The sequence below is a fragment of the Streptomyces sp. Je 1-332 genome, from assembly GCF_040730185.1.
Classification (GTDB): Bacteria; Actinomycetota; Actinomycetes; order Streptomycetales; family Streptomycetaceae; genus Streptomyces.
The window spans coordinates 4969262-4992044 of sequence record NZ_CP160402.1 but is presented as its reverse complement, the minus strand read 5'-3'; the positions used below and the strand labels follow the sequence as shown (position 1 = coordinate 4992044).

Genomic DNA, 22783 nt, shown 5'->3' with positions numbered 1-22783 from the left:
TAATCAGCGTGGGCGGGATCGGGGGAACGTCTCCCGCCCACGCTGGTGGCACTGAGCCAAAGGTACGGGGGGAACCCCTGGCTCGTGCGCGGGCCGATGACCAGTCGGCTCACTTCTTACTGCGTCACTGCTTCAAAAAACGTCACACCCACGGCGTGCGGGGCTTTTCAGCAGCTCAGGAGCCCGGTAGTGCGGGCTGCGCGCTGTAGGAGGCGGAGACCGTGGGGGCGGGCGTGGGGGCGGGCGCCGGTCGTGGGAGCGAGGGTGCGACGACGGGCGGGACGGGGTTCCTGCCGCCGTTGCCCCAGTGGTCGTTGCCGCCGGACGATCCGTCGCCGTCGCCCTTGTCGCCGTCGTCGTCATCGCCGCTGTCGTTGCCGGTTCCGTTGCCGCCGGACGTTCCGCCGCCGTCGTACTCGCGGTCGCTGCCCGATCCGTCCAGGACACGGCCGCAGAACTCGGTCACCCGCCGGGAGCCCTTGGCGGCCTCCTCCAGGCGGCGCCGCTTCTCGCCCTGGAGTTCTCCGCTGCGGTAGTCGCGGCAGGCGGAGACGACCTTGCGGTACCACCCCTTCGCCTCGTCCTCGCGCTGCGGGTCGCCGGAGCCGGGCCGCGCGGTGCCCGCGGTGTCCTGGGAGGCGCCGTCGGGGGTTTCGGACTGCCGTGGGGGCGCGCTGCTGCCGGGCGCGCGCGAGGGGTCCTGCGGGGTGGTCGTCACATCGTCGGGCTCCACGTCCGGGGTCTCGCTCGCGCCCTCCGAGGGGGAGCCGAGCGGCTCGGGGGACGCGACGGACGACGCGGAGGCCGCGGGGCCCGGCTGCTCCCGGTCGCCGAAGGGCGAGGGCAGCACGCCCGTACCGGCCGCGACGGCGACGCCGCCGACCATGCAGCCGGCGAGCACGGCGGCGAGGCCGTAGCGCAGGGGGCGGGCCCAGGGCGCGGGGCGGGAAGGCTCGGCGGTGCGCCCGATACGTACGGTTTCGCCCGCTCGTGCGGTTTCGCCTGCTCGTGTGGTTTCGCCTGCTCGTGTGGTTTCGCCCGCTCCCACGCGCGTAGAAGCTGTCCGGGCCTTCGGGCCTCGGGCCTCCCGGAACGCCGCCAGGGCGGCGGCCTCACCAGGGAGTTCGGCGGAGACGTCGGCGGGTACGACGGATCCCGCGCGGTCGTCCGCCGCCAGTGCGGCCAGGGCCTTGGCCAGCTGTGCGGCCTGTTCCCGTGCGTGATGGTCGGTGCCGTCGATGGACTCACCGCTCAGCAAACGCTCCGCCGCGTCGCGGTCCAGCCACCTGTAATCCTCGTCGGCCATCACATGTCCTTCTGCGCCCGCGAACGAGAATGCGTCACACCGGCGGGCGTCACCGCCCGCCCACGCCGCTCCCTCTGGGGCGGTACGGCGTCCAGCGCGCCCTCGCTCGGCGGGCCGTCCGCGCCCAGGAGTTCCGCGAGCCGCTTCAGGCCCCGATGCGCGGCGGTGCGGACCGCGCCGGGGCGCTTGCCGAGGGTCTGAGCGGCGCTCTTCGCGTCGAGGCCGACGACCACCCGGAGCACGACTGCTTCGGCCTGGTCCTGCGGGAGTTGGGCTATCAGGGCGAGGGCGTCGCCGGTGGCCAGGGACTCCATCGCCTCGTCGGCGGTGTCCGCGTCGGCCGGCTTTCCGGTGAGCTCGGTCTCGTCGCCGCCTATCGCCGGGCGGCGGCCCCGCATGCGTATGTGGTCGAGGGCGCGGTTGCGCGCTATGCGTGCGGCCCAGCCGCGGAACCGGTCCGCGTCGCCGCTGAACCGGTCGATGTCACGGGCTATCTGCAGCCAGGCCTCGGACGCGACGTCCTCGGCGTCCGGATCCCCGACGAGTGTCCGTACGTAGCCGAGCAGCCGCGGGTGCACGGAGCGGTACACAGTACGGAACGCGGTCTCGTCCCCGTCCTGCGCCGCAAGCACCGCGGCGGTCAGTTCCGCGTCGTCCCCCAGCACAACTTCTCCCTATGCGCCTACACCGGTTGCGGTCCTGCCCCCGCAGCCTGGCGCGAAGCAGCACGCTACGGGCTGAAGTGGGGTCACGTCCATGTTTGGTACAACGCGCAACTAGCGCGTGACAGTACGCGGTGTGACAGAAAACGCACCCACGGCGCTGAAGGGAGTACGGACCGCGTGCGGTCCGTCCGCGTGACGGCCGGGGTCTCTCCTGTGGGGGGTGGCGACCCCGGCCGCTCACCTTGGCAGGGGCCCGACGGATTTGACTCGGCAGCTCCGCCACCCCGGGGCTTTGATCCCCGACCCCCTTCTTGCTGAACGTCGCGCAGTTCCCCGCGCCCCTTAAAGGGGCGCGGGGAACTGCGCGGGCAACCCCCACACACGTGCAGACAAAGACCAACGGGGGCGCCCGATAGGGGCGCGGGGAACTGCGCGATCAGCCCCCACGCACGTGCAGACAAAAACGGCGGGCGCATGGCACTTCAGGGGCGCGGGGAACTGCGCGACAAGCCCCCACGCACGTGCAGGGTGAAGGCCACGCGAGCCCCCTCCCCCGCAGCCGCCGCAGGCCCCCTCACCGCGAGCCCCCCAGCTGCTGGGCAAGCCGCCGGAGCCCCCGATACGCGGCAGTCCGTACCGCCCCGGGCCGCTTGCCCAGCACCCGCGCCGCCGCCCCCGCGTCAAGGCCGACCACGACCCGCAGCAGCACCGCCTCCGCCTGGTCCCGCGGCAGCCCGGCGATCAGCGCGAGCGCCTCACCCGTGGAGATCGACTCCAGCGCCTGCCCGGAGGTGCTGTGCGGGCTGGGGAGATCGAGCACGTCCTGGTCGAGGGCGGACGGACGCGGCCGGACCTTCTGGCGCCGCAGAAAATCAAGGGCCCGGTGCCGCGCGATCGTCGCCGTCCAGCCGCGAAAACCCGCGCCGTCACCGCGAAACCGCCCCAGATCACGGGCGATCTCCAGCCAGGCCTCGGCCGCGATGTCCTCCGCGGTCTCGCCGTCGTGGCCGACAAGGCCCCGCAGGTAGCCGACGAGCCCCGGCTGGACCAGGCGGTACGCGACCGCGAAGGCCGCCTCGTCACCCTCCTGCGCCCGCGCGACCGCCGCGCCCAGCTCCTCGTCGCTCACCCGTGCGCGACGGGGTTCCCCTCCTCGGCCCACGCTTTCCCATCCGTACCGACGCGACACAGCTCACCGTGTCCGTGCCCCCACGCTGAGCTGCGCCAGGGCTCACAGAAATGTCACAGGTACGGGCCGACCCCGGTGCCCCGGTGCCCCGGAGCCTCAGACCTCGAACAGCGTGCCACCGCCGGCGCCCATCCCCAGCGCCTCCATGTCGATGACCAGGGAAGGGTCGGGGGCGCGCGCGGCCACCGGCTTGTCGTAGTCGGACATCCGCATCTCCACCTGCTCGTCGTCCGTGGTCTGCGTCGCCCCGACGATGTACGGCTCGTCGCCCGTCGCCAGATAGGCGGTCATCCCGCCCTCGCCCTCCGTCGGGACGAGCGGAGTGACCTGCCGCCCGTGCCACTCCTTGTCCGGCAGGGCCCGCACACCGCCGTCGGTGTCCGTCCCGCCGGCTCCGGCCACCTGGTCGAGCATGCTCCGCAGGTCGCACAGTTTCGTCAGCGCCCCCGACGCCTGACCCTGCGAACTTCCGCCCTTCTTCGGCACCTTCACGTACTTGCCGCGCGCGAGCGCGATCCGTTCCCTGGCCCGCTGCCTCAACTCCGGTGCGCCCGCCGACGCCTCGTCGCCGACCGCGTCCAACGTCTCGTTCGAGAACCGGAAGTACACCGCCCCGCCACCGACGACGATCATGTCGCCCTTGCGCGCGGGCCCCGAGTCGAAGGTCGCCGTGCAGTTGCCGCGCCGGTCCAGATGCACGGAGATGTCCTCGCGCCCCCTGGCGGCGGTGGTCATCTCCAAGCCGATACGCAGGGATTCGGCGTTCCGGAGCAGTTCCATGGACTCCCCCGAGAGCCGCTCGCCCCGCACCTCGTCGGCGGGCTTCGCCGGTGCCGTCGGCGTCCGCTCGACGAGACCCTCGTAGACCTTCCCCTCCGCACCGCCGCACGACGCGAGCGCCCCCATCACGAGACAGCACACGACTGCCCGCCCCCACCGGCGTCTCTTGACCACCACTGAAACCATGTCCCCCACCCACACTTCTCTCGCACTCCCCCACTTCGCGTGCACAGCTGTCAGAGGACCCAGCGCAATCCCCCGTCCACCTGTCACACCCCTGGAGTGCGGCATACGTCACGTCACATTTCACCCACCGCCGTACAACCGTTTGGCCCCTCGGACGGTCGTACGCACTCGCTTTGGTCAACCGGATCAAGCCGCGATTCCACTAAGGGGTGGGGCATTTGAGCCCGCGCAAACCGCGCGAAGCAGCGCGCAGCACGCACGCGTACAGACCACTGAGTCTCAAGCGCAGGGCGTGGCTGACGATCGGAGCCGTCGTCCTTGGCGGCGCGGGGGCCGTCACGTACGCGATGGCGGACCCCTCGAACGGGGACCAGCCGGGCGACGTCTCACGCGACAAGCGCCCGGTGAGCGTGCACGACATCGCGCTCAAGGCCGACGGAGCCAAGGAGAGAGAGCTGCCGCGTACGTCGACGAAGCAGTTCTCGCTGCTCGGCGTCTCGTGGACCGGCGTGACGAAGGAGTTGGAGGGCACGGCCCAGGTCCGCACCCGCTCCATCGAGAGCGCCGAGTGGAGCGGCTGGCAGCACCTGGACCTGGAGCTGCACCTGCCCGAGAAGGCCGAGGCGGGCATGCGCGCCGCCTCCGAGCCGCTGTGGGTCGGCCCGTCGGACGGCGTCGAGGTCCGCGTGGTGGCGGCCGACGGCACCACAACCGCCGCGCTGCCCCAAGGCCTTGAGGTCAACCTCGTGGACCCCGGTGTGACCTCCAAGGAGGCGAAGAACCCGGCGCTCGACGGTTCGGCGATGGCGCCGGTGGCGTTCGCGGCGCCCGTGGCCGACGAGACGACGGTGCCGCCCGACCCGGGCACGGGCGGCGGTTCGGGTTCGCCCGAACCGACGGAGGCCCCGACCTCACCGGCCCCGACCGCATCGGATCCGGGCACCGAGCCGCCCGCGTCACCGACCCCCTCGGGCTCGGCATCCCCCGACCCGGAGCCCGAGCCCACGGTGCCGCCGGCCCCGCCGTCCACCGTCACCAAGCCGCCGATGATCGGCAGGGCGGCCTGGGGCGCGGACGAGTCGCAGGTCAAGGATCCGCCGGAGTACATAGAGAAGGTCAAGGCGGTCTTCGTCCACCACACGACCGGCACGAATGACTACAGCTGCGCCCAGTCGCCGTCCCTGGTCCGTGGCCTCATGGCGTACCACGTGGAGACCGAGGGCTGGAACGACCTCGGCTACAACTTCCTTGTGGACAAGTGCGGTCAGATCTTCGAGGGCCGCGGCGGCGGCACCGATCTGCCGGTGCGCGGCGCGCACACGTACGGCTTCAACGGCGATTCGGCGGGCATCGCGATCATCGGCGACTTCGAGGGCAACGAGAACCCGAAGCCCGGTGAGACGTACAAGAAGGCGGGCAAGCCGACCCGTGCCGCGCTGGAGTCCGCCTCCCGCGTCGCGGCCTGGAAGCTCGGCCAGTACGGGGGCAACCCCGCCGGCAAGGTCACGCTGACGGCGGCCGATGACACGGGCGTATGGAAGAAGGGCGACACCCCGTCCCTCAACACGATCTCGGGCCACCGGGACGGCTTCGCGACCGCCTGCCCCGGCAAGAACCTCTACCCCAAGCTCGGCGAGATCCGCCGCTACGCGACGAGCGCGGCGCGCAACTCGGCCATCCCCACCTCCGACTTCAACGGTGACGGCATCACGGACCTGGTGGCGGGCACACCCAAGGCGTCCGGCGGCGTGGGCACGCTGACGATCGTCCCCGGCGGCCTCGACGGCCCGGTGGCCGGATCCAAGAAGACCCTCACCCAGTCGAGCCCCGGCGTCCCCGGCGCCTCCGAGGCGGGCGACAACTGGGCCTCGGCCACGGCGTGGGGCGACATCAACGGCGACGGCCACGCGGACCTCGCGATCGGCGCCCCCGGCGAGGACGACGCCACGAACAAGGACCGCGGCGCGGTGACGATGCTCTACGGCCCGGACTTCACCAGCGGCACGGACATGCAGCTGGCGGACGACTTCCACTATCCGGGCGCCAGGTTCGGCTCGGCCGTGGCGGTCGGCGACTTCAACGCGGACGGCAAGGCGGACGTCTTTTCGGCGTCCACCGGCACGGGCGGCACATGGGCGGCACGCTTCAAGGCGGGCACCGAGGTGGGCGGCACGCTGACGTCGGGCGACACGGCCATCTCGTACGCGGATGCCGCGTCCGGCGACTTCAACCGCGACGGCTACGCGGACGTGGCCCTCAACTACCGCGACCAGGCCGGAATCGGCAAGGTGCAGTGGTTCAAGGGCACGAAGTCCGGCCTGAGCAGGGTCGGTTCCCTCTCGGTGAAGGGCGGCCGCTCGCTGGCCGTCGGTGACGTGAACGGCAACGGGTACGACGACCTGGTCATCGGCCAGCCGTACACGGCCGAGTCGGGCGCGCACGCGGGCGGCCAGGTGACGGTGGTCCCGGGCACGTCGACGGGCTTCACGACCACGGGCCTGAAAACCGTCCACCAGGGCACGTCCGGAGTCCCCGGAGCGGCGGAGTCGGGCGACGCGATGGGCTGGTCGGTCTCGGCGGGCGACTTCAACCTGGACGGTTACGCGGACGTCCTGGCGGGCGCGCCGAACGAGGACATCACCAGGTCCGGTGCGGCGAAGAAGGACGCGGGCACCTCGCTGCTCCTGAAGGGCACGTCAGCGGGCCTGACGGGCACGGGCGCGCAGGCGTTCTCCCAGGACACGGAGGGCATCACGGGCACCACGGAGTCGGCGGACCGCCTCGGCTCCTCGGTCATCCTCGCCGACCTGTCGGGCTACGGCCGCGCGGATCTGGCGATCGGCGTGGACGGAGAGGACGAGGGCAACGGCACGATCCTCCAACTGGACACGGGCGCGTCCGGCGTCTCGACATCGAGCGGCGCCTACTACGGGCGTACGCAGTTGGGGACTCCGGCGGGGGCGCATTTGGGCCAGGTGCTGACGCCGTAGCGGCGGGCGGTTCCTGAGCGGTACCTAGGCGCCGTGCTGCTCCCCAGACTTTTTGGGGGTGGCACGGCGCCGGGCGTTGCGGCGCGCCGTGCGCAGGGGATCAGCCGCGCTGTCCGCGCCGGGCAGCTGCTTTGGACGCGGCACGAGCGGCCTCGATCTCAGCCTGGACGACGGCCACTTCCTCCGGACTGACCTGACCCGGCGGGGGCCAATCCAGCTCATCGGCCTCGGCCTCGGCCTGCGCGATGGCCGCGTCGATCTCGGCGAACGGCTCCACCGACCTGCCGGGCCAGACCACGTCGTCGCGCCCCACTACGAGCCACCTGCTCCATCTCCGCAGGGCTCGACGCCCCGCAGCCCGCCACTCCGCAAGGCAGCGCGGACCGCATCCGCACCCCGCACGGCAACCACGACCCCGTCGTCAGCAGCCTCCGCCCGCGCCTGCCGACAGTCGGCGCAGAGCGCCTCACCGGCGAGGGGCCGGAAGAGAAGCGGCTGGACATGCACCGCCCCCGCGCACTCCACCATCCCCGCGACACCCGCACCCGGATCGGGCGGTACGACGAGAGGCGGGACCTCTCGCAACACGTACCGGACGAGCCCGCCGGGCCGGTGAACAGGCGCCCCAAGGCTCGGCAGTTGCCGCCGAACCTCTTCCTGTACGCCTTCCACGGTGTACCCGGCGTCCAGCCACACCTCGGCGAGGGCCGCCAGCTCGGGCAGTATGCCGCGCGGGACGCGGAGCCGGGGGTCGAGCCGGTGCAGGGAGTCGACCGCACGACGGGCTTCCGGGGACGGTTGGAGGGTGTTCCCTACGGGGGTTTGATCTGGAAGACGGCCGACGTCCCGACCGGTCGGGGCACCGACGGCCGGTACCACGTCCACCGGCGCGACCTGCGGCGATCCCCCGCTGACCCGCGCCGCCTCGTCGCGACCGAGCGGCACGTTCGACACGAGCTGCCGGGTCCGCCACCGCCCGCGCTCGACCTGCTCGCGCCACTCATGGACGTACCCCTCGTCCTTCAACTGCCGCTTGGTGCGCAGGAAGGCGACCTTACCGATGCCGGCGCTCTGGGCGGTCTTCGACAAGGAATCGGCGGCATCGACGGGGAGGGAGAGCTGCCAGGTCAACAGCCGGACGGCGTCGGAGGATAGCCGGGGGTGGCGGATGATTTCGTTCGGCACCTGGGAGAAGAATCGGGCAGGCGCGATAACATGACGCAGCATTTCGGGTGCTCCTCTAAGCACTCGGGGTGAAGGCCCTCGCCACCGGTTCCCGCCGGGGACGAGGGCCGCCTCGTGTGCCGTAGACGTACGCACGCGAGGAAGCGATCGAGGTCACGCTACATGAACTCGCAGACACGCAGGGTCACTTCACGCGCGTGCACCTCGGACACGCGCAAGGCGGAAACCGCCCACCGGACTGCAACGGAGCCGCATCCCGCGCCGGGTAGTACGTCACCCGTGTCCCCCAGGTTCGCCCGCCGTCCCGCGACACCCTCAGCGTGATGCCGGCACCTCCGGCCTCGTGCGCCTTCGACTCCATCGCCGCGCCACCTCTCGCTCTGTGTGCTGTTCCGATCACAGAGTGAGGCGGGCGCCGTACGCTGGGTAGATAGCTCAGCGTGACAACAGAACCTGCACATGGGGGTGTTGGACGTGGCGATTGAGGACAACCCGCAGTCTCGCGAGAAGTACGGCAAGGAGCTCAAGCGGCGCCGCGAGGAAGCCGAGCTCACCCAGGAGGAGCTGAGCCAGCGCGCGATCATGTCGCGTACGCATATCGCGCACATCGAAGGGGGCCGCCGCAGACCCGACTTGGAGGACGCGCGACGCCTTGACCAGGTGTTGAACACAGGCGGATTCTTCGAGGAGTTCCTGCCCACGCTGGGCGAGGGCCATGTCGCCGCGCACTTCAACGAGGCCCTGAACCTGGAGCGACAGGCCACGGTGATCAGGGACTATGCCGCCAAGCTGGTACCGGGCGTACTGCAGACCGAGGCATACGCGAGCGAGGTTCTCGGCTCAGGCTTCCCCTCCAAGACCGTCGGGGAACGTGACAAGCTGCTCGTCACACGCCTCGAACGCGCCCATATCCTTGCTGAGTTTCACTCACCGGTGTTCTGGTCCCTGCTCGACGAGGCGGTACTGCGGCGCCCCATCGGCACCCCGTCGATCATGTGCGAACAGCTCCGTCACATCGTGGAGTTGGGCGAGAGCCGCCGAATCCGAGTGCATGTGATTCCCTTCTCAGCGGGCTTCCACGCGCTATTGGAAGGCATCGTCACGCTCATGTGGTTCGAGGACCTGCCGCCAGCCGCCTATGTGGAAGGCTTGAAGACAGGGCGGGTGCTCGAAGTCCCGTCCGTGGTGCGCGAGTGCCAGGCGGCATACGATCACGCCCTGGGAGACGCACTCTCGCACCGCGCATCCCTGGCCCTGATCAGGTCCGTCGCAAAGGATTACGAGCATGCGCAGCAGTAGGCACATGAGCATCCCCGACTCCTCGGTCGTACCGACATGGCGCAAGTCCAGCTACAGCGGCGGGACCAGCGGCGACTGCCTAGAGGTCACCTCCCCCACCGCTTACGCGGCCTGGCGCAAGTCCACGTACAGCGGCGGCTCCAGCGGCGACTGCCTAGAAGTGAACGACGCCGCCTGCCAGACACACGCCCACATCCCGGTCCGCGACAGCAAGAACCCCCAAGGCCCGGCGATCGTCTTCGGGGCGCGCGCCTGGACGGCGTTCGTCAGGGCGGTCGGCACAGGCACCGCTGTCCCTTCACTCACGGCGTAGGACGGGACACGGGATCTAAGCTCCGCCGCATGATGCCGCCACTTCCCGATGGGCTTCCCCGGGGGTCGATCGTCCCGAGTACATCCCCAGTCATGTGGATCTCCGATGACCCCGTCGCGGATCCCGCACGCTTGTGGATGTATTACCAGCGGCAACAGGCTGCCACGGGCCTAAGGCCGATCCTCTGCTCTCCGCATGCTGAGGCCCAGCCTCTCGCACCGGAGTACATCGCGGCAGTGGACCTGGAGCATGTGCTTGAGCGCGACTGGCGGAGCTATAGGCAACAACAGGTTCAACGGCTCGCGAACCCCTCGCCTCCGGTGCCGCTGCCACCGGACGTCGCTGAGTTCATCGAGCCGTTCGAGGACGACCCGGGTGCACCGTTCGACCGCTGGCCGGGACTGGCCCCCGCGCTGGAACCGGCCGACGACGCCGACCCGGATGACGTGGCACGAAGGGTGCTGGCGCGCCTGGCGGCGGAGAGCCCCGACTCAGTCTCCGACTGCCACCTCGCCCTGGTCTCGGCGGCCCACAGCGCTGACGTCCCCGCCGCCATCGGATGGCAGGCGGAGGCCCCCCTCCCACTCCTGTGCGCCCTGCTCAGAAGCTGGGAGGCGAGATTCGGGGCCCTGCTCTTCGCCATCCTCGGCAGCACGGCGTACGTCTCGGTCGCCTGTCCGCCTCACACTCAAGAACAGGCGCTGCACATCGCCCTGGAGCATGTCCTGACCACAGCGGACAACGTCATCAAGGACCCGCCGACGCCATATCCCGAGTACGCGGAATCGCTGATCGACAACGCACTCTGGTCCTTCTGGTGGGACTGACGCCCAGCTCCGAAGGCCGCCTCCGCCTCCGGCTTCCGGCTCCGCAGGGAATGCAGATCCGCACGCTCTCACATCACTGAATCGTCGGGAAGAAGTCCGGCTCCGGGAACAGCCGGGCAATCGAGAGCGGTTCGAAATCCGGGTCAGTCAGGATGCGGTAGATGAACTCCGAAGTGCGCATGTCCACTTGGTGCCAGGGATAGAGTTCACCCCGCGTAACAACAGGCCAGCTCGCCGGGTCGTCTTCCGCAGACGCGAGCCAGAAGTATCCGCACCTACGTTCACCGTATCCCCAGGGGATGAGACCGCGTCGGCCGGGCCGATAGATCTCATACGGCTCAAGCATGAGATCCGGGCCGTCCTGAGGGCTGCCGTCCAGATACTTCCGCCAGGTGCGGGCCAGGTCGAGATGGCCCACGTCATCGACAGACGGAACCTGCAGAAATTCCGAGAACTCGCCCTTCCCAAACACTTCCGCGACCCTCTTGTAATCCTCAGGGAGCGGCTTTCCGAGCCCTTCTTCGACCTCTCCCCATGGGAGGTTGATGTTCAGGGGATGCCAGTTCACGGCCGATACAAGTCGCTCAACCCACATGCACAAACCCCCAAAGACCCTTGTGCGTTGCCCGATGACATGGGCCCGATGCTCCACTCCAGGACGGCGTGCGTGATCAAGGGCCAGCCCCGGAGAAGACCTCAACACACCGCCCGTCTCTTCCGCCGCACGGCATATCCGCTCCCGACGGGACGCCTCCGAGGAGGACAGGCGAGCTCCGTCTCACAGGCCAACTGCCGGGCCAATTCCCGCAGTCCACGGTAGGTAGCCGCGCGTACGGCCCCAGGCCGCTTACCGAGGACTTGCGCGGCTGCCGGGCCATCGAGCCCCACCACAACCCGCAAGAGCACCGCCTCCCCCTGGTCCGGGGGCAGTTCAGCCACGAGTCCCAGGACGCGATCGGTGGTGAGCGACTCAAGGACCTCACCCGCGGTGTCATCAGCAGCCGGCAGAGCGAACGCGTCCCACTCCAGCAGGGAGGCCCGCGGCCTGCTCTTCTGGCGTCGCAGATGGTCAATGGCGCGATGGCGGGCGACAGTTGCTGTCCAGCGGCGGAAGTCGGCCCCGCCCCCGCGAAACCGCCCCAGGTCTCGCACGATCTGCAACCACGCCTCGGAAGCCACGTCCTCGGCGTCATCACGGACGAGCCCACGCAAATACCCGAGAAGCCCAGGCTGGACGCACCGATAGACGACAGCGAAAGCCGCTTCGTCCCCGCCTCTGGCACCCCCCAGCGCCCGCGTCAGCTCCTCATCGCTGGCCGACGCACGGCGATGTCGTTCCCCACCCTGCCCCACGCTCTCCTCTTAACCCCGTTGACACTGCTCACCGTGCCCGTGCCCCCAGCAAAACCTCCCGCGCGAACGCGGCCCGCGGACTACGCCACGCGCCGAGAGCGCCCCGGAAGGGTGAGGTAGAAGGTCTGCAAGGACTGCTCCGCGGAATCAGCGGCAGCGTCAAAGCAATTGACGACCTTCCCCAAGGGATTCCACACCCTCCCGTCCGGCATCCGTACACCCACAGATTGTCCAAAGTAGAGACGCTGGCTCTCGTCGAATTCGACCCAGACGGCACCGGCACGGCGCACCAACACCTCCCCGACGTAGGCGCCGAGACCGAAGAGTGCCCCGGCCACCTCATCGCGTCCACGCCCGCCCTTACGAAGACCCTCGATGAGAAAGTCGACGACACGCAGGCTGGCGACGGAGTAGTCGAGCGGCAGCCGATTCCGCACGGTCACACGCGCAACGAACTCCCGGGCCTGCCCCCGCATCTCCTCGGCTCTCGGCACCCGTCTTCCCTCACCGTCCATGACTCCCACCCCTTCAACTCGGCAACAGGGAGGGCGCGCAGCGCACCCTCCCTCTACCAAGCGAAAGCCACCGCTCTCGCGTGACGGCTCTGGACGTGCCCCTTCTCACAGAGTCAACTCGCCTACCGCGTGCAACCATTGACCAGCCTCAGGCGTCGCGACACCGCGAGGCGCGCAAAGCGATCTTCAAGACTCTGAGCACGCACGTCTATGCGGCCAGCAGAATGAACACCGTGACAGGGGTTCGCGGCTGACGACCCTCAGCGATAGTGCTCACGCCGCAGGTCCACCTCGAATCGCATATGCGGACCCGCGTAACTCGAGAACCGCTCCCAGAGCTCGGGGTATCCCAGGAGTTGATCCGTGACGCGAATGCTGACGAGTTCCACCACCTGCGGGCGCCCCGAACCCAGCAGCACCTCTATGAGGCGAGCAGCGCGAACGATCGTGTCCTCCGCAAAATTTTCCAGCGCGGGCCGAAAAACCGGATGCACGAACCCGTAGCTCAGTACGGAATACATGCCGGGAGCAGAACACTCACCGTCCGTCAGCTCCAATTCTTCCTCTTCGAGCTTAACGACGGACGGATGCGCCTCCGGTACATTTTCCCAGACACTCTGTCGCACAAATCTACTGTCCGAAATATCCATCATTCAATCCGTGGTTAGTCGCCGAGAGGGGCGAAAGTAAACTAAGCGGGAGCCTGGCACACTAGGCTCACCGGGCCTCGGGAAGTCGCACCATGGGATGGCGATATTCAAAGGATCCCAGTTCACAGCCGAGATGAGACGCTCAACCCACATGTGTCAGTTGTCGTTCTCGTAGCCTGGCTCGAACGTTGGGCCTAGGGCGTACTGCGCAACCCCGAACGGTTGGAAGTCGGCATCAGCAAGGACCCTGTACAGAAACTCCGATGTCGACATGTCATGCCTGTGCCATTCTCCATCTTCGGCTCGCGCGAGGATGGGGTACTCGGCAGGTTTGTCAGCATCGACCAGCCAGAAGTATTCATCAGCCCACTCGGTGGAGCCCCAGGGAACAAGCCCCTTGCCCCCCGGGTCATAAATCCCGTAAGGCTCAACGACGGAAACCCCGACGGCTCTAGCTTCCTGGTCGACTGAAAGAGCAACTCGCCATTGCGTCAGAAAGTCAAAGGCGAGACCTTCGTCACTTCCGAGAAAGTAGACAGAATCGCTGAAGACCCCGCCACCAAAAGTCTCGAAGAGCTCTTTGTAGTCCACTGGTAGCGGAAACTGCAGCTCTCCTTCGATCACCTCCCAGTCGACAGATATTTCCAGCGGTTCCCATCCAGTCAACTCGACCACTCGCTGGACCCACATATCATAAGCCTCTCAGATAGAAAGAGTGTGGGTGAATATCGGGGACGATATTCACCCACACTCAAAACTCCAGCAAGTCACCGAAAACCACGGGGGAGATCAGCGGCCGTGCATCCCCTTGCCTCGCTCGCCTTTGGACGCCTGGAGAACAGCTATTCGGACATGCTCCCGAGTCGACCCTGACCCCACTCATCGTCGAATGCTCCCCTGCCACCAGGGTACGGGGGAGCTTCACGAGTGCCTCAAGGCAGAGGTTCGTAAAACGGATGGTCGGGCGCGAGGTTGCGGGAGCAGACTGTCACGTCATCACCTCTGAGGTAGGCGAGCAGCCAATCGCTGAACTTCATCTCAAGCAGCACCCAGGCCGGGCTATCGAACTCCTGGACCAAGACGCGCCAGGGCGACGAGGGCTCGTCCGGTACACGCAGGAAGACCATTTCCCCCGTCGTAGCCGAAAGCACCGGCAACAACTCCCCCGGTCTGCCTCCTACTCGCTAGGCAGGTACTCCGCCATGTCCTCCTCGCGCCAGAATTCAAGGTCCTCCCGGATGTTCTCGCTCAGACTGTGCAGAAGATGGCTGGCCGGGTGCTTCAGATACAATTGCCGGTTGATTGCGATAGAACCGTAGGCGTCCACGATCCTACGGAAATCCACTGGGAATTCGATTCCGATTTCCCGCTCCAGTTCGACCCAAAGAGTCGGATCGGACCAGTTGAACCGTGGTTCACCCAGCAGGGCTGCTATCTCTGAAAGCGTCGCCAACTATATTCCCCTTCTAGTACTCCAGCTGTAGATCGTGATCTTCATGTGGTGGCCGCTGTCTGGCGTCACCAGCGGGCGACGAGCGTCTCTTCCTTGCCCCGGTTTCGGTATAGCCAGGTGGTCCCCGGTGAACATCCAGGCGATCGAGAACGGCTCGAAATCCGGGTCCGTCAGGACGCGGTAGATAAATTCCGATGTTGCTCATGTCCACTTGCCACGCCCCGGAGCTTCACCGTCCATGGCTCCCACCCCTTCGACTCAGCGGTACAGGGGGCGCGCGACACATCTTCCCCCTACGAAGCGGAAGTCATCTCTCTACCGTGACGGCTCCGAGCCGTGCCTCTTCTCACAGGAACAAGGCTTACGTCCCGTACAACCATCGACCCGACTCAGGCGTGGCCACCAGCGCGTACACGTCAGTCCCAGTTGAACGTCGCCAGCGCTTCATCGACGCCACCCCATACACCGTAAGTGTTCGCCAGGAGGGAATTGAGGCCTTCCCGTGCCACGGGACGCAACAGGGAATCGGCTCGACCCAGAATTCTCTTCCCTCTAAGGAACTGATCATAGACCTCGAAATTAAGCGCTCCCTGCACATATTCGTCCTCACTCAGGGCAAGCCCTTCGATAAAGGCAAAACTCCCTTTAAGCAACTCGTCATCAGGATGATCCGCGAAGAGTTCCGGCAACAGGACGGGACGCATGAACGCGCGGGACAGGAAATCGTACAGGTCCACCCCCGTGGACCACTGCTCAAATTCGCTTCTCACCTCGTCGGGCAACTCCCGCAGCACTTCAGACCCTTTGGGCACAAGCCGAAGGAATTCGCCGACAATTTCAGAGAAAGGAATGGGTTCCATGTCGATTCCAACGCATCTGGAGGCCTGCCGGGCATACGTGACGTACACCCGGCAGGCTCTTTACGAATGGTGAGTTTTCCCGCTACGCACAGTTCCCGGAAGAAGGATCACAGATCCCGCCCGAGCCGCTCGGCGGCTCCACCGCCTCATGGAAACCGAACGGATCTATGGAGTCCTTCACGATCTCCCAGGCTCCCCCTACGACTCCGAATTGCCGGATGTAGCTGGGGGCTTGTGCCACGACGCCGGCTCCGGCGCCGGCCAGACCAAAGGCCTTGTACCCGCCACCGAGCTTGGTCGGTTGCCCCACAGGACGGGGCGCGGCCTTCGGGTGGTGCTGCTCGAAGCCCTGCCCTGTGATCTCCGACATCGCTGCCGAGCCGACGATGGACTTCCTGTTCTTCCGCACGGCCCCGAGAGTGTTCGGACTGGATTGCACATGAGCGGTCACGGCACCGGTCACATCTCGCGAATTGAGTGCCTTCCACAGGCCATCAGCCTCGGCCCCGGCGACCTTGAGATCGGCATTGGAGAGCAGACCGTTGCCACCATTGAGTCTTGCCTTTCTGTCCTTCTCCAAGAGATCCGCCAATCCGGCCAGCTTGTTGGAAGCCTTCTCCACGTGCCACTTTCCGACAGGCTTGCCCGTATTGTATTCAGCGATCAGTGCGGTAGCCGTACGACCGTCGCCCGTAACACTGCTGTCAGGAACTTGCTTACGAGCGTAGAGCTCTCCGATGATATTCCGAAGATCCTCGTTGGCCACCTTGGGCGCATGGGCACGCGGCTTGTTCATGCCCGGATTGAGGTTGGCCACGCAGACCATGCACCAGGCTCCGGCACTGGACGCTCCGCCACCGCACGCGCCCTTGATCCCGTCTGCGCACGGCACGTGCCCGTCCATCTCTACGAGACTGGTCGGATTGCCTCCCGTGAACGCGTACCGGTTGCTGGTGTAAGGATCGGCCCCCAACCGCATGTCGGCGGCAGCCCCGTTGTACATATCCCGAGTAGTGAACCGATTGAGCCCCGGACTGTAATCCCGGAACCCCATGTCATACGTCGCCGAAGCCGCGTCCCAGCGCTTCGAGTTGAAGCGGTACGGGTTGTACGCGTCCTTCGTGGGGTTGCCCGCGTCCGGCTTGTCGATGCCCGTGAAGTCGGCGGCATCGTCAGACCCGTACGCCGAATAGCCGTACGTCGCCTTCGTGTTGCCGTCCTTGTCGGTCAGCGTCTCGACGTCCGTGTGGCTGTTGTAGCCGTAGTAGGACGACTCCTCCGCCCCGCCGTCGGCGGCACCGTGCTTGATCTGCGAGAGGCGGTCTCCCCACGGGCCGTACTGGTACGACTTCGTCAGCTTGCCGGCGACCTCCTCGCCCAGGACCTCGCCCGACATGCCGAGGTACGTGTAGTCCGTCGACTTGCCTCCCGCGTCCGTCCGTGACGACGTGCGGTCCAGCGGGTCGTACGCGTACTTCGTCGTCTTCAGGGCGCCGCTCGACGCGTCCGCCTTCTCGTGCTGCTTCACGCGGTCGAAGCCGTCGTACGCGTTGCGCTCGATGACCTTGCCGCCCGACGTCACCGACTCCTGGCGGCCGAAGGCGTCGTACGTGTGCGAGGCCGACGCGCCGCCCGTCGTCGTCTTCAGCAGACGGTTGCGGTCGTAGCCGAACGTCGTCGTCTTTCCCTTGACCGTCTGCGAGATGACGTTCGCGTTGTCGTCGTGGACGTAGGTCTCCGTGCCCGCGCCGTCCCCGGTACGGACGGACTTGGCCAGGCGGTCCGCCGGGTCGTAGGTGTAGGACGTCGTCGACGACATGTACTTCGCGTGGTCGTCGGCGTTCATCTTCTTCGCCACGTCCTGCGCCTTGTTGCCGTTCGCGTCATAGGCGTAGGTGTGCGAGGAGACGAGCGTCGTGCCGTCCGGCTTCTTCTCCGTCTGGGACTTGAGCGCACCGTCCAGGTAGTAGGAGTAGTCGACCTTGTTCTTGTTGGCCTTGGTCTCCGTCTTCCGCTCGCCCCGGTACGTGTAGTCGTACGACGTGACCTTCGGTGAGGCGTCCGACGCCGACTTGCCCACCGTCGCCGTCTTCACCAACTCGCGCAGGTCGTACGTGTACTTCGCGTACTGGTCCGGGTGCTTGAGCGTCTCCGGCTGGCCGTTCGCGTCGTACGTGTAGGAGGTGGTCTTCTTCTCCTGGCCCGCCAGCGCCTCCGCGACCTTCTCGACCTGGTTCAGGCCCGTGTACGACATCGTGTACGCGTCGACCTTCGTACCCGTCGAGGTGTCGTCGATCGACGTCAGGTTGCCGTTGGTGTCGTACGCGTACGCGAAGCGCTTGCGCTCCGTGTCCGCCGCCTTCTCCGCCGCGTTGTCGCGGACCAGCTTCACGGTGTCCGCGGGCGCCTTCAGGTCGGCGTTCTCGCCCTTCTTGTAGGTGGCCGTGCCGAGCTTCGTCCACTTCCCGGACTTCCCGGACTTCCCAGACCTCCCGGTCTCCGCGTACGCCGTGTACGTGCCCGCCTTCGCGATCGGCAGCTTCCAGGTGTGCGGGGACGACTCCGTTCCCTTGCCCGCGCGAGCCTGGGACTCGTACGCCACCAGCTCACTCGCCCCGACCGGAATGCCGTCGTCGTCACGCGACTTGAGCTTGCCGTCGGGGTAGTGGCCCCAGCGCATGGTCCGGCTCGTCGAGCCGCCGGCCGACGTCAGCTGGCGGGCCGTCTGCTGGCCGAGGGCGTTGTAGTCGTACGTCGTGCGGATGTCCCACACGTCCTGCGACGTCTTCACCCAGCCGTTGTCGTAGTAGCCGTACGTGGTGTCGTTGCGCGTCGTCTCGCCCTCGGATGGCGGCATCGACGTCTTCTGCACCCGGCCCACCGCGTCGTACGTCGTCTCCGACCAGACCTTCCTGTTGTAGCGGGGGTCCTTCGGGTCGTACGGCTGGATCTGGCGGGAAGGGCGGTTCAAGGGGTCGTACGTCGTCTCCGCGACGAAGTCGTCCGGCTCACCCTCCGTCGCCACGCCCCTCGGCGTGAAGACCTTGATCTGGTTGCCGACCTCGTCGTAGCCGAACTTCGTCGTACGGACCGTCGTGCCCTCGTGCGGGGTCTCCACCACCGCGAGCTTTCCGCGCTCGTCGTAGTGGTGCCTGGTCGTGTTCTCCTCCGCGTCCGTCGTGGAGACGGTCAGGGAGTCCTTGTCGTACGCCTGCTTGACCGTGCGGCCCGCGGCGTCGCCGACCGCAACGACACGGTGGTTCATGTCGTAGTCGGTCTTCGTCGTGTAGTCGTCGGGCGAAGGGGTCGCGTTCTTCTTGGGGTCGATGACGCGGACCGGGTTACCGACCCCGTCGTAGACGTAACTGACCTTGTCCTTCTTGGCGTTCACCACGGACGTGAGCTGGTAGATCTCGTCGTAGGAGTTCGTCGTGACGTAGTCGTCGGGGATCGAAGGCGTCGCCGTGCCCTTCGGCTCCGTCGTCGTCTTGAGGTTGCCTACGCTGTCGTACGTGTACGCCGTCCTCCGCTCCCCGGACGTGTCCGAGTCCTTGGGCGCGGTGGCCGACACGACCTGGTCCGCGTCGTCATAACTCGCCGTCGAAACGGCCCCGTTCGGCGCCGTCGACTTCGTCACGTTGTCGTTCGCGTCGTACTCCGGCGCCGGGGTCGTGATGAACACGCCCGCTGCCTGGTCCTTCGGCGTCTTCGACACCAGCGGGCGTCCGAAGCCGTCGTACGTCTGAGTCGTCTTCTTGCCGAGCGCGTCGACGACCTCCGTCACCTGGCCGCGCGCGTCGTACTCCGTCGTCGTGACCTTCGCCAGTGCGTCCGTCGTGGTGCGCGGGTAGCCCGCCGCGACGAAGTCCTTGTACGCCGTCGGATTGCCGTTCGCGTCCGTCGCCCGCGTCAACTGGCCGTAGGCGTCGTACTCGTACGCCGTCGTGTAGTCGCCCTCCTCCGGCGAGGCGACGCCCTTCGGGTCCGTGACCGTCTTCAGGTTGCCCTTGGCGTCATGGCCGAACTGCCAGACGCGGCCCTCCGCCGAGGTCTTCTTGACCAGGTCGGCCGAGTAGCCGTCCCCGCGGGTCTTGTACTCGTAGCGGGTCGAGTGCGCCGGAGCCTTGCCCGGTGCGCAGTCCGCCTCCGAGGGGACACCGCCCTTGTTCTCCTCCGCCGAGCGCTCCCAGAGCGGGTAGCCGGTCCTCGCGTCGTAGCAGTACGCCGTCTTCGCGCCGTTGTTCTCCTCCAGGAGCGTGACGTTGTGGTCGTCGTCCCATGTCGTCCTGGTGGTCTCCGACTTGGCGTTGGTGACCTTGACCGGGCGGTCCTGGGCATCCGTGGTGTACGTCGTCGCGTGCTTCTCGGCGTCGGTGGCGCTGGTCTCGGTGCCGTTGCCCGCCGCCGGCTTGTACGTGAATCCGGTCGTCGCGCGCAGCCTGTCCGTGATCGTCTTGGTCGACGCCATGGAGTCGGGGCCTTCGGCGTACTCGACGCCGGTCGACTTTCCGCGCGGGTCCGTGACCTTGGTCAGCTTGGTGTTCTTGTTCCCCTGCGCCGCGTCGTACCCGAAGTTGAAGACCTTCGGCTGCGCCGCGCCATCCCCGTCCGTGAGGCGGCCGAGCTGGCCCTTCTCCGTGTAGAGGAAGGAGATCTTGCGGCCCGAGACGTCCGTCATGGACTTCACGTGGTCGTAGATCCTCGGGTTCCACAGGTCGGTGCCCGAGGCCTTCTCGCCCTTGGCGTCGATGTAGCCGTACGTGGCGTCGCCCGCCCCGAAGTAGTCGAGCTTCAGGGAGCTGCGGCCCGCCGGGTCCTTGATCTCCCTGAGGAACTTGACCCAGCGGTTGCCGGAGTCGCGCAGCTCGTAGACGTAGCTCTGGATGTTGCCGTTCTTGTCGACGACCGAGGTGAGGTAGCCGTCGCAGCCGATCACGAAGCGTGTGCCGTCCGGACGGGTCAGCGTCCAGGCATCCGGGACCTCCGGGCTGCTGCCCGTCTGGCACACCTTCACGACGTCCGGTTTGGCGGTGAGGCGGTAGCGGTAGCCCGCCGACGGCTTCCAACTCCCGTCGCCCTGCTTGCGGAACAGATGCTGCGTGCCGTCACCGTCGATGACGTACGCCTCGCCGGGTTCGGCGTCCGGGTGGAAGTCGAGCATCGAGCCGAGCCGCAGGGGCCCCGCGGCCTGCGCCGACCAGCCGTGGCCGAGCTGGCTGTCCGAGGTGTCCTGCGCGTTGTACGTGAAGCGCGCGAAGGTGTTGATGCCGCGGCCGGGGTTCGTGAAGGCGTTGTACGACCACGCCGCGTTGCCCGAGCCGAGGTTGTTCATCAGGGTCGAGCCCGCGCCGGTGTTCTTGCCCGTGTACGCGTGGTGCTTCTCCATGCCGACGCGGTCCGCGGTGGGGTCCTCGACGGCTGTGGCCTGCTCCAGACCGCCGATGCCCGGCTTCTGCGAGAGCCAGCTGCCGTCGGCCTTGTTGAGGATGTCCCAGATGAGGGCGTATCCGGAGCGCCGGTTGCCGTCGGCCGTGTACGGCGACTTGACCGTCGCGCTGACGGTCACGGTGGCACCGGGCGCGAGGGCCGGGATGTCCGCCTTCAGCTGGTTGTCGGCGGTCGTGGCGTCCGTGCCGTCCGGCAGGGCCCACTTGTACGACAGCGCGCGCTCGCCCTCCGGCCAGGCGGTCGTCGTGGTGTTGGTGACCGTGACATCCACGGGGTACGTGTTGTTCTCGGACATGCGGGTGGGCGTGTCCGGTGCGTAGTACGTGTCCCAGGGCGTGGGTTCCGCGGTGACGACCCGGAGCTGGGGTCGCTGCGTCGCCTCCGGTGCCTCGCTCGACCGGAAGCGCGTGGGCTCCTGGTCGGCGGCGCTCAGAAGCACACCCTTGTTGGTGCTCGGGCGCTTCGCCCACTGCCGGGCCAGCGAGGTGACGTCCCAGGTGTACGCGCCGCTGCGGCCGACGGTGTCGGCGACGGGCGCCGACACGTCACCGCCGTCCGCGCTCCACTGAGCCTTGGCTCCCGCCTTCTCCCAGGTGGCGGACTTCTCGGTGAACTCGCGCTTGAGGGGGCTGAGTTCGACGAGCCGGCCCCGGGCCCTGTTTCCGGCCTTCTGCTGCCCTGCCGCCGTTCGCAGGCGCAGCTCGGCCTGGAGGACGGCTGCCTTCTTGGGGATGCCGGCGGTCGGGAACTTCAGGGCCGCGCGCGTGGTGCCGTACGTGCCGTCGCCGGTTCCGGCGCTCAGCCACTTCTCGTCCAGGTTCGTACGCGGCTCGGAGGAGGAGAGCGTGGTGTCCGACTGGCCGGCCCGCAGGACCCGTAGCGTGTGCCCGGCCTTGGGCACACCCACGCGGCGCACCGGTGAGGCGAGCAGCCGCCCGTCCCTGGTCTCGGCCAGGAGGCGGTACGAGTAGTGGCGCGCGGTCTCCGTGGCGCTGTTCGCGCGGGTCGGCTCGGCTGTCGTATCCCTGTACGAGGTGGCGCCCTTGCCCAGCGGGGACACGAGGGTGGCGGCGGTCGCCTTGAAGTCGGGGCGGGTCGAGCGGTGGAGCTGGTAGCCGACGACAGCCTTACCCCCGAGCGCCTCACCCCTCCCCTTCCCGGAGGTGAACTTCGGCTTCGGCCAGGACAGTTCGGGGCCGGTGCCGTGCACCACGGCGGGGGCGTCGAGGGTGATCCCGCCAGCGCCGTAGGTGACCTTGGGGTCGGGGGTGTTGCTGGGGTACTTCCGTGGCGGGGTTCTCGGAACCTTGGGGCCCTTCTGGGGGCCGTCATCCTCGTCCGCTGCCGGCGCCCGCACAGGCGCCGGTCTCTCCTCGGTCTCCGCGTGGGCGGCCTGGGGCAGCACCGTGCCCACCACCGCCGACGCGAGAAGGCCGACCAGCAGCCTTCGATATCCGTTTCTCACCGTGTCTACTGCCCTTCCGGAGCCTTCTTTCGGAAATTCGCGCAGTTCGCTCGCACGAGCAGAAAGCGAAGAGAACGAGAACAGAAAGAGGGCAGGATCGAGTACCGCTCAAGGAATTCCTGGAGCGGCTCAGAAAACATGGATCAATCAGCAGCCGAGAGTTCTACGCAGTCGTTCTCCAGCGCGTCAACCCGCCGCACATAACGGTCACTTGGTGATAGGTCCGAAATCTTCTTCCCCTGGTGGACCTTCGCGTACGTGTTGTATAACCGGCCGGATTTCGAATGGCGCTCGCTTAC

19 protein-coding genes are annotated in these 22783 nt (G+C 67.5%); 4 read left to right on the top strand and 15 right to left on the bottom strand.

Annotation, left to right across the window (positions count from 1 at the left end; genetic code table 11):
- Window positions 1-175: 175 nt before the first annotated feature.
- From ABXJ52_RS22755 to ABXJ52_RS22740, 4 genes are all read right to left on the bottom strand, one after another.
- Window positions 176-1306, bottom strand: a complete 1131-nt coding sequence (locus tag ABXJ52_RS22755; RefSeq protein WP_367044481.1) for a hypothetical protein — start codon at window positions 1304-1306, stop codon at window positions 176-178.
- Window positions 1306-1971 carry an RNA polymerase sigma factor gene (locus tag ABXJ52_RS22750; protein ID WP_367044480.1) on the bottom strand — a complete coding sequence of 222 codons (666 nt, stop codon included), beginning with the start codon at window positions 1969-1971 and terminating at the stop codon, window positions 1306-1308. Before ABXJ52_RS22750 ends, ABXJ52_RS22755 begins: the two co-directional genes overlap by 1 nt.
- Before the next feature lie 574 nt (window positions 1972-2545).
- The gene (locus tag ABXJ52_RS22745; protein ID WP_367044479.1) at window positions 2546-3133 is read right to left on the bottom strand and encodes an RNA polymerase sigma factor; all 588 of its coding nucleotides are present in this window, start codon (window positions 3131-3133) and stop codon (window positions 2546-2548) included.
- A gap of 123 nt (window positions 3134-3256) precedes the next feature.
- On the bottom strand, window positions 3257-4114 hold the full coding sequence (locus ABXJ52_RS22740; protein WP_367044478.1) for a hypothetical protein: 858 nt from the start codon (window positions 4112-4114) through the stop codon (window positions 3257-3259).
- A 230-nt stretch (window positions 4115-4344) separates the two neighbouring features.
- On the opposite strand from ABXJ52_RS22740, the gene ABXJ52_RS22735 reads away from it, so the two are divergent.
- Window positions 4345-7116, top strand: a complete 2772-nt coding sequence (locus tag ABXJ52_RS22735; RefSeq protein WP_367044477.1) for an FG-GAP-like repeat-containing protein — start codon at window positions 4345-4347, stop codon at window positions 7114-7116.
- A 100-nt stretch (window positions 7117-7216) separates the two neighbouring features.
- On the opposite strand, the gene ABXJ52_RS22730 is transcribed toward ABXJ52_RS22735, so the two are convergent.
- Together ABXJ52_RS22730 and ABXJ52_RS22725 are read right to left on the bottom strand one after the other, a co-directional pair.
- Complete coding sequence (locus ABXJ52_RS22730; RefSeq protein WP_367044476.1) at window positions 7217-7429, bottom strand: hypothetical protein; 213 nt, start codon at window positions 7427-7429, stop codon at window positions 7217-7219.
- Complete coding sequence (locus tag ABXJ52_RS22725) at window positions 7429-8343, bottom strand: hypothetical protein (RefSeq protein ID WP_367044475.1); 915 nt, start codon at window positions 8341-8343, stop codon at window positions 7429-7431. The genes ABXJ52_RS22730 and ABXJ52_RS22725 overlap by 1 nt, the downstream gene beginning before the upstream one ends.
- Window positions 8344-8775: 432 nt before the next feature.
- On the opposite strand from ABXJ52_RS22725, the gene ABXJ52_RS22720 reads away from it, so the two are divergent.
- The 3 genes from ABXJ52_RS22720 to ABXJ52_RS22710 all read left to right on the top strand — a co-directional run bounded on the left by ABXJ52_RS22720 (window position 8776) and on the right by ABXJ52_RS22710 (window position 10740).
- Window positions 8776-9600 carry a helix-turn-helix transcriptional regulator gene (locus ABXJ52_RS22720; RefSeq protein WP_367044474.1) on the top strand — a complete coding sequence of 275 codons (825 nt, stop codon included), beginning with the start codon at window positions 8776-8778 and terminating at the stop codon, window positions 9598-9600.
- Window positions 9587-9913 (top strand): DUF397 domain-containing protein, encoded by a 327-nt coding sequence (locus ABXJ52_RS22715; RefSeq protein WP_367044473.1) that lies wholly within the window; start codon window positions 9587-9589, stop codon window positions 9911-9913. The genes ABXJ52_RS22720 and ABXJ52_RS22715 overlap by 14 nt, the downstream gene beginning before the upstream one ends.
- A 236-nt stretch (window positions 9914-10149) precedes the next feature.
- Entirely contained in the window at window positions 10150-10740 is a 591-nt protein-coding gene (locus ABXJ52_RS22710) for a DUF4253 domain-containing protein (RefSeq protein ID WP_367044472.1), read from the top strand.
- A 73-nt stretch (window positions 10741-10813) separates the two neighbouring features.
- Here ABXJ52_RS22710 and ABXJ52_RS22705 read toward each other — a convergent pair whose 3' ends face one another.
- The 9 genes from ABXJ52_RS22705 to ABXJ52_RS22665 form a co-directional block, all read right to left on the bottom strand.
- Window positions 10814-11308 (bottom strand): hypothetical protein, encoded by a 495-nt coding sequence (locus tag ABXJ52_RS22705; RefSeq protein WP_367044470.1) that lies wholly within the window; start codon window positions 11306-11308, stop codon window positions 10814-10816.
- A 128-nt stretch (window positions 11309-11436) separates the two neighbouring features.
- A complete protein-coding gene (locus tag ABXJ52_RS22700; protein ID WP_367044469.1) occupies window positions 11437-12093 on the bottom strand; it encodes an RNA polymerase sigma factor in 657 nt (218 codons plus the stop codon).
- Window positions 12094-12173: 80 nt separating this feature from the next.
- A complete protein-coding gene (locus ABXJ52_RS22695; protein WP_367044468.1) occupies window positions 12174-12608 on the bottom strand; it encodes a hypothetical protein in 435 nt (144 codons plus the stop codon).
- 260 nt (window positions 12609-12868) lie between these two features.
- Window positions 12869-13234: a hypothetical protein gene (locus tag ABXJ52_RS22690; RefSeq protein ID WP_367044466.1), complete on the bottom strand. Its 366-nt coding sequence runs from the start codon at window positions 13232-13234 to the stop codon at window positions 12869-12871.
- Window positions 13235-13414: 180 nt separating this feature from the next.
- Complete coding sequence (locus tag ABXJ52_RS22685) at window positions 13415-13933, bottom strand: SMI1/KNR4 family protein (RefSeq protein WP_367044465.1); 519 nt, start codon at window positions 13931-13933, stop codon at window positions 13415-13417.
- 257 nt (window positions 13934-14190) lie between these two features.
- Window positions 14191-14385, bottom strand: coding sequence for a hypothetical protein (locus tag ABXJ52_RS22680; RefSeq protein WP_367044463.1), 195 nt, complete (start codon window positions 14383-14385; stop codon window positions 14191-14193).
- 50 nt (window positions 14386-14435) lie between these two features.
- Window positions 14436-14711 (bottom strand): hypothetical protein, encoded by a 276-nt coding sequence (locus ABXJ52_RS22675; protein WP_367044461.1) that lies wholly within the window; start codon window positions 14709-14711, stop codon window positions 14436-14438.
- Between the two features lie 416 nt (window positions 14712-15127).
- The gene (locus tag ABXJ52_RS22670; protein WP_367044459.1) at window positions 15128-15571 is read right to left on the bottom strand and encodes a hypothetical protein; all 444 of its coding nucleotides are present in this window, start codon (window positions 15569-15571) and stop codon (window positions 15128-15130) included.
- Between the two features lie 82 nt (window positions 15572-15653).
- Window positions 15654-22484, bottom strand: a complete 6831-nt coding sequence (locus ABXJ52_RS22665; protein WP_367044458.1) for a DNRLRE domain-containing protein — start codon at window positions 22482-22484, stop codon at window positions 15654-15656.
- Window positions 22485-22783 lie beyond the last annotated feature (299 nt).

Coding starts and splice junctions, on each gene's coding strand:
- ABXJ52_RS22755 (WP_367044481.1), bottom strand. CDS start 1,306: ATGGCCGACGAGGATTACAGGTGGCTGGACCGCGACGCGGCGGAGCGT.
- ABXJ52_RS22725 (WP_367044475.1), bottom strand. CDS start 8,343: ATGCTGCGTCATGTTATCGCGCCTGCCCGATTCTTCTCCCAGGTGCCG.
- ABXJ52_RS22715 (WP_367044473.1), top strand. CDS start 9,587: ATGCGCAGCAGTAGGCACATGAGCATCCCCGACTCCTCGGTCGTACCG.
- ABXJ52_RS22695 (WP_367044468.1), bottom strand. CDS start 12,608: ATGGACGGTGAGGGAAGACGGGTGCCGAGAGCCGAGGAGATGCGGGGG.
- ABXJ52_RS22680 (WP_367044463.1), bottom strand. CDS start 14,385: ATGGTCTTCCTGCGTGTACCGGACGAGCCCTCGTCGCCCTGGCGCGTC.
- ABXJ52_RS22670 (WP_367044459.1), bottom strand. CDS start 15,571: ATGGAACCCATTCCTTTCTCTGAAATTGTCGGCGAATTCCTTCGGCTT.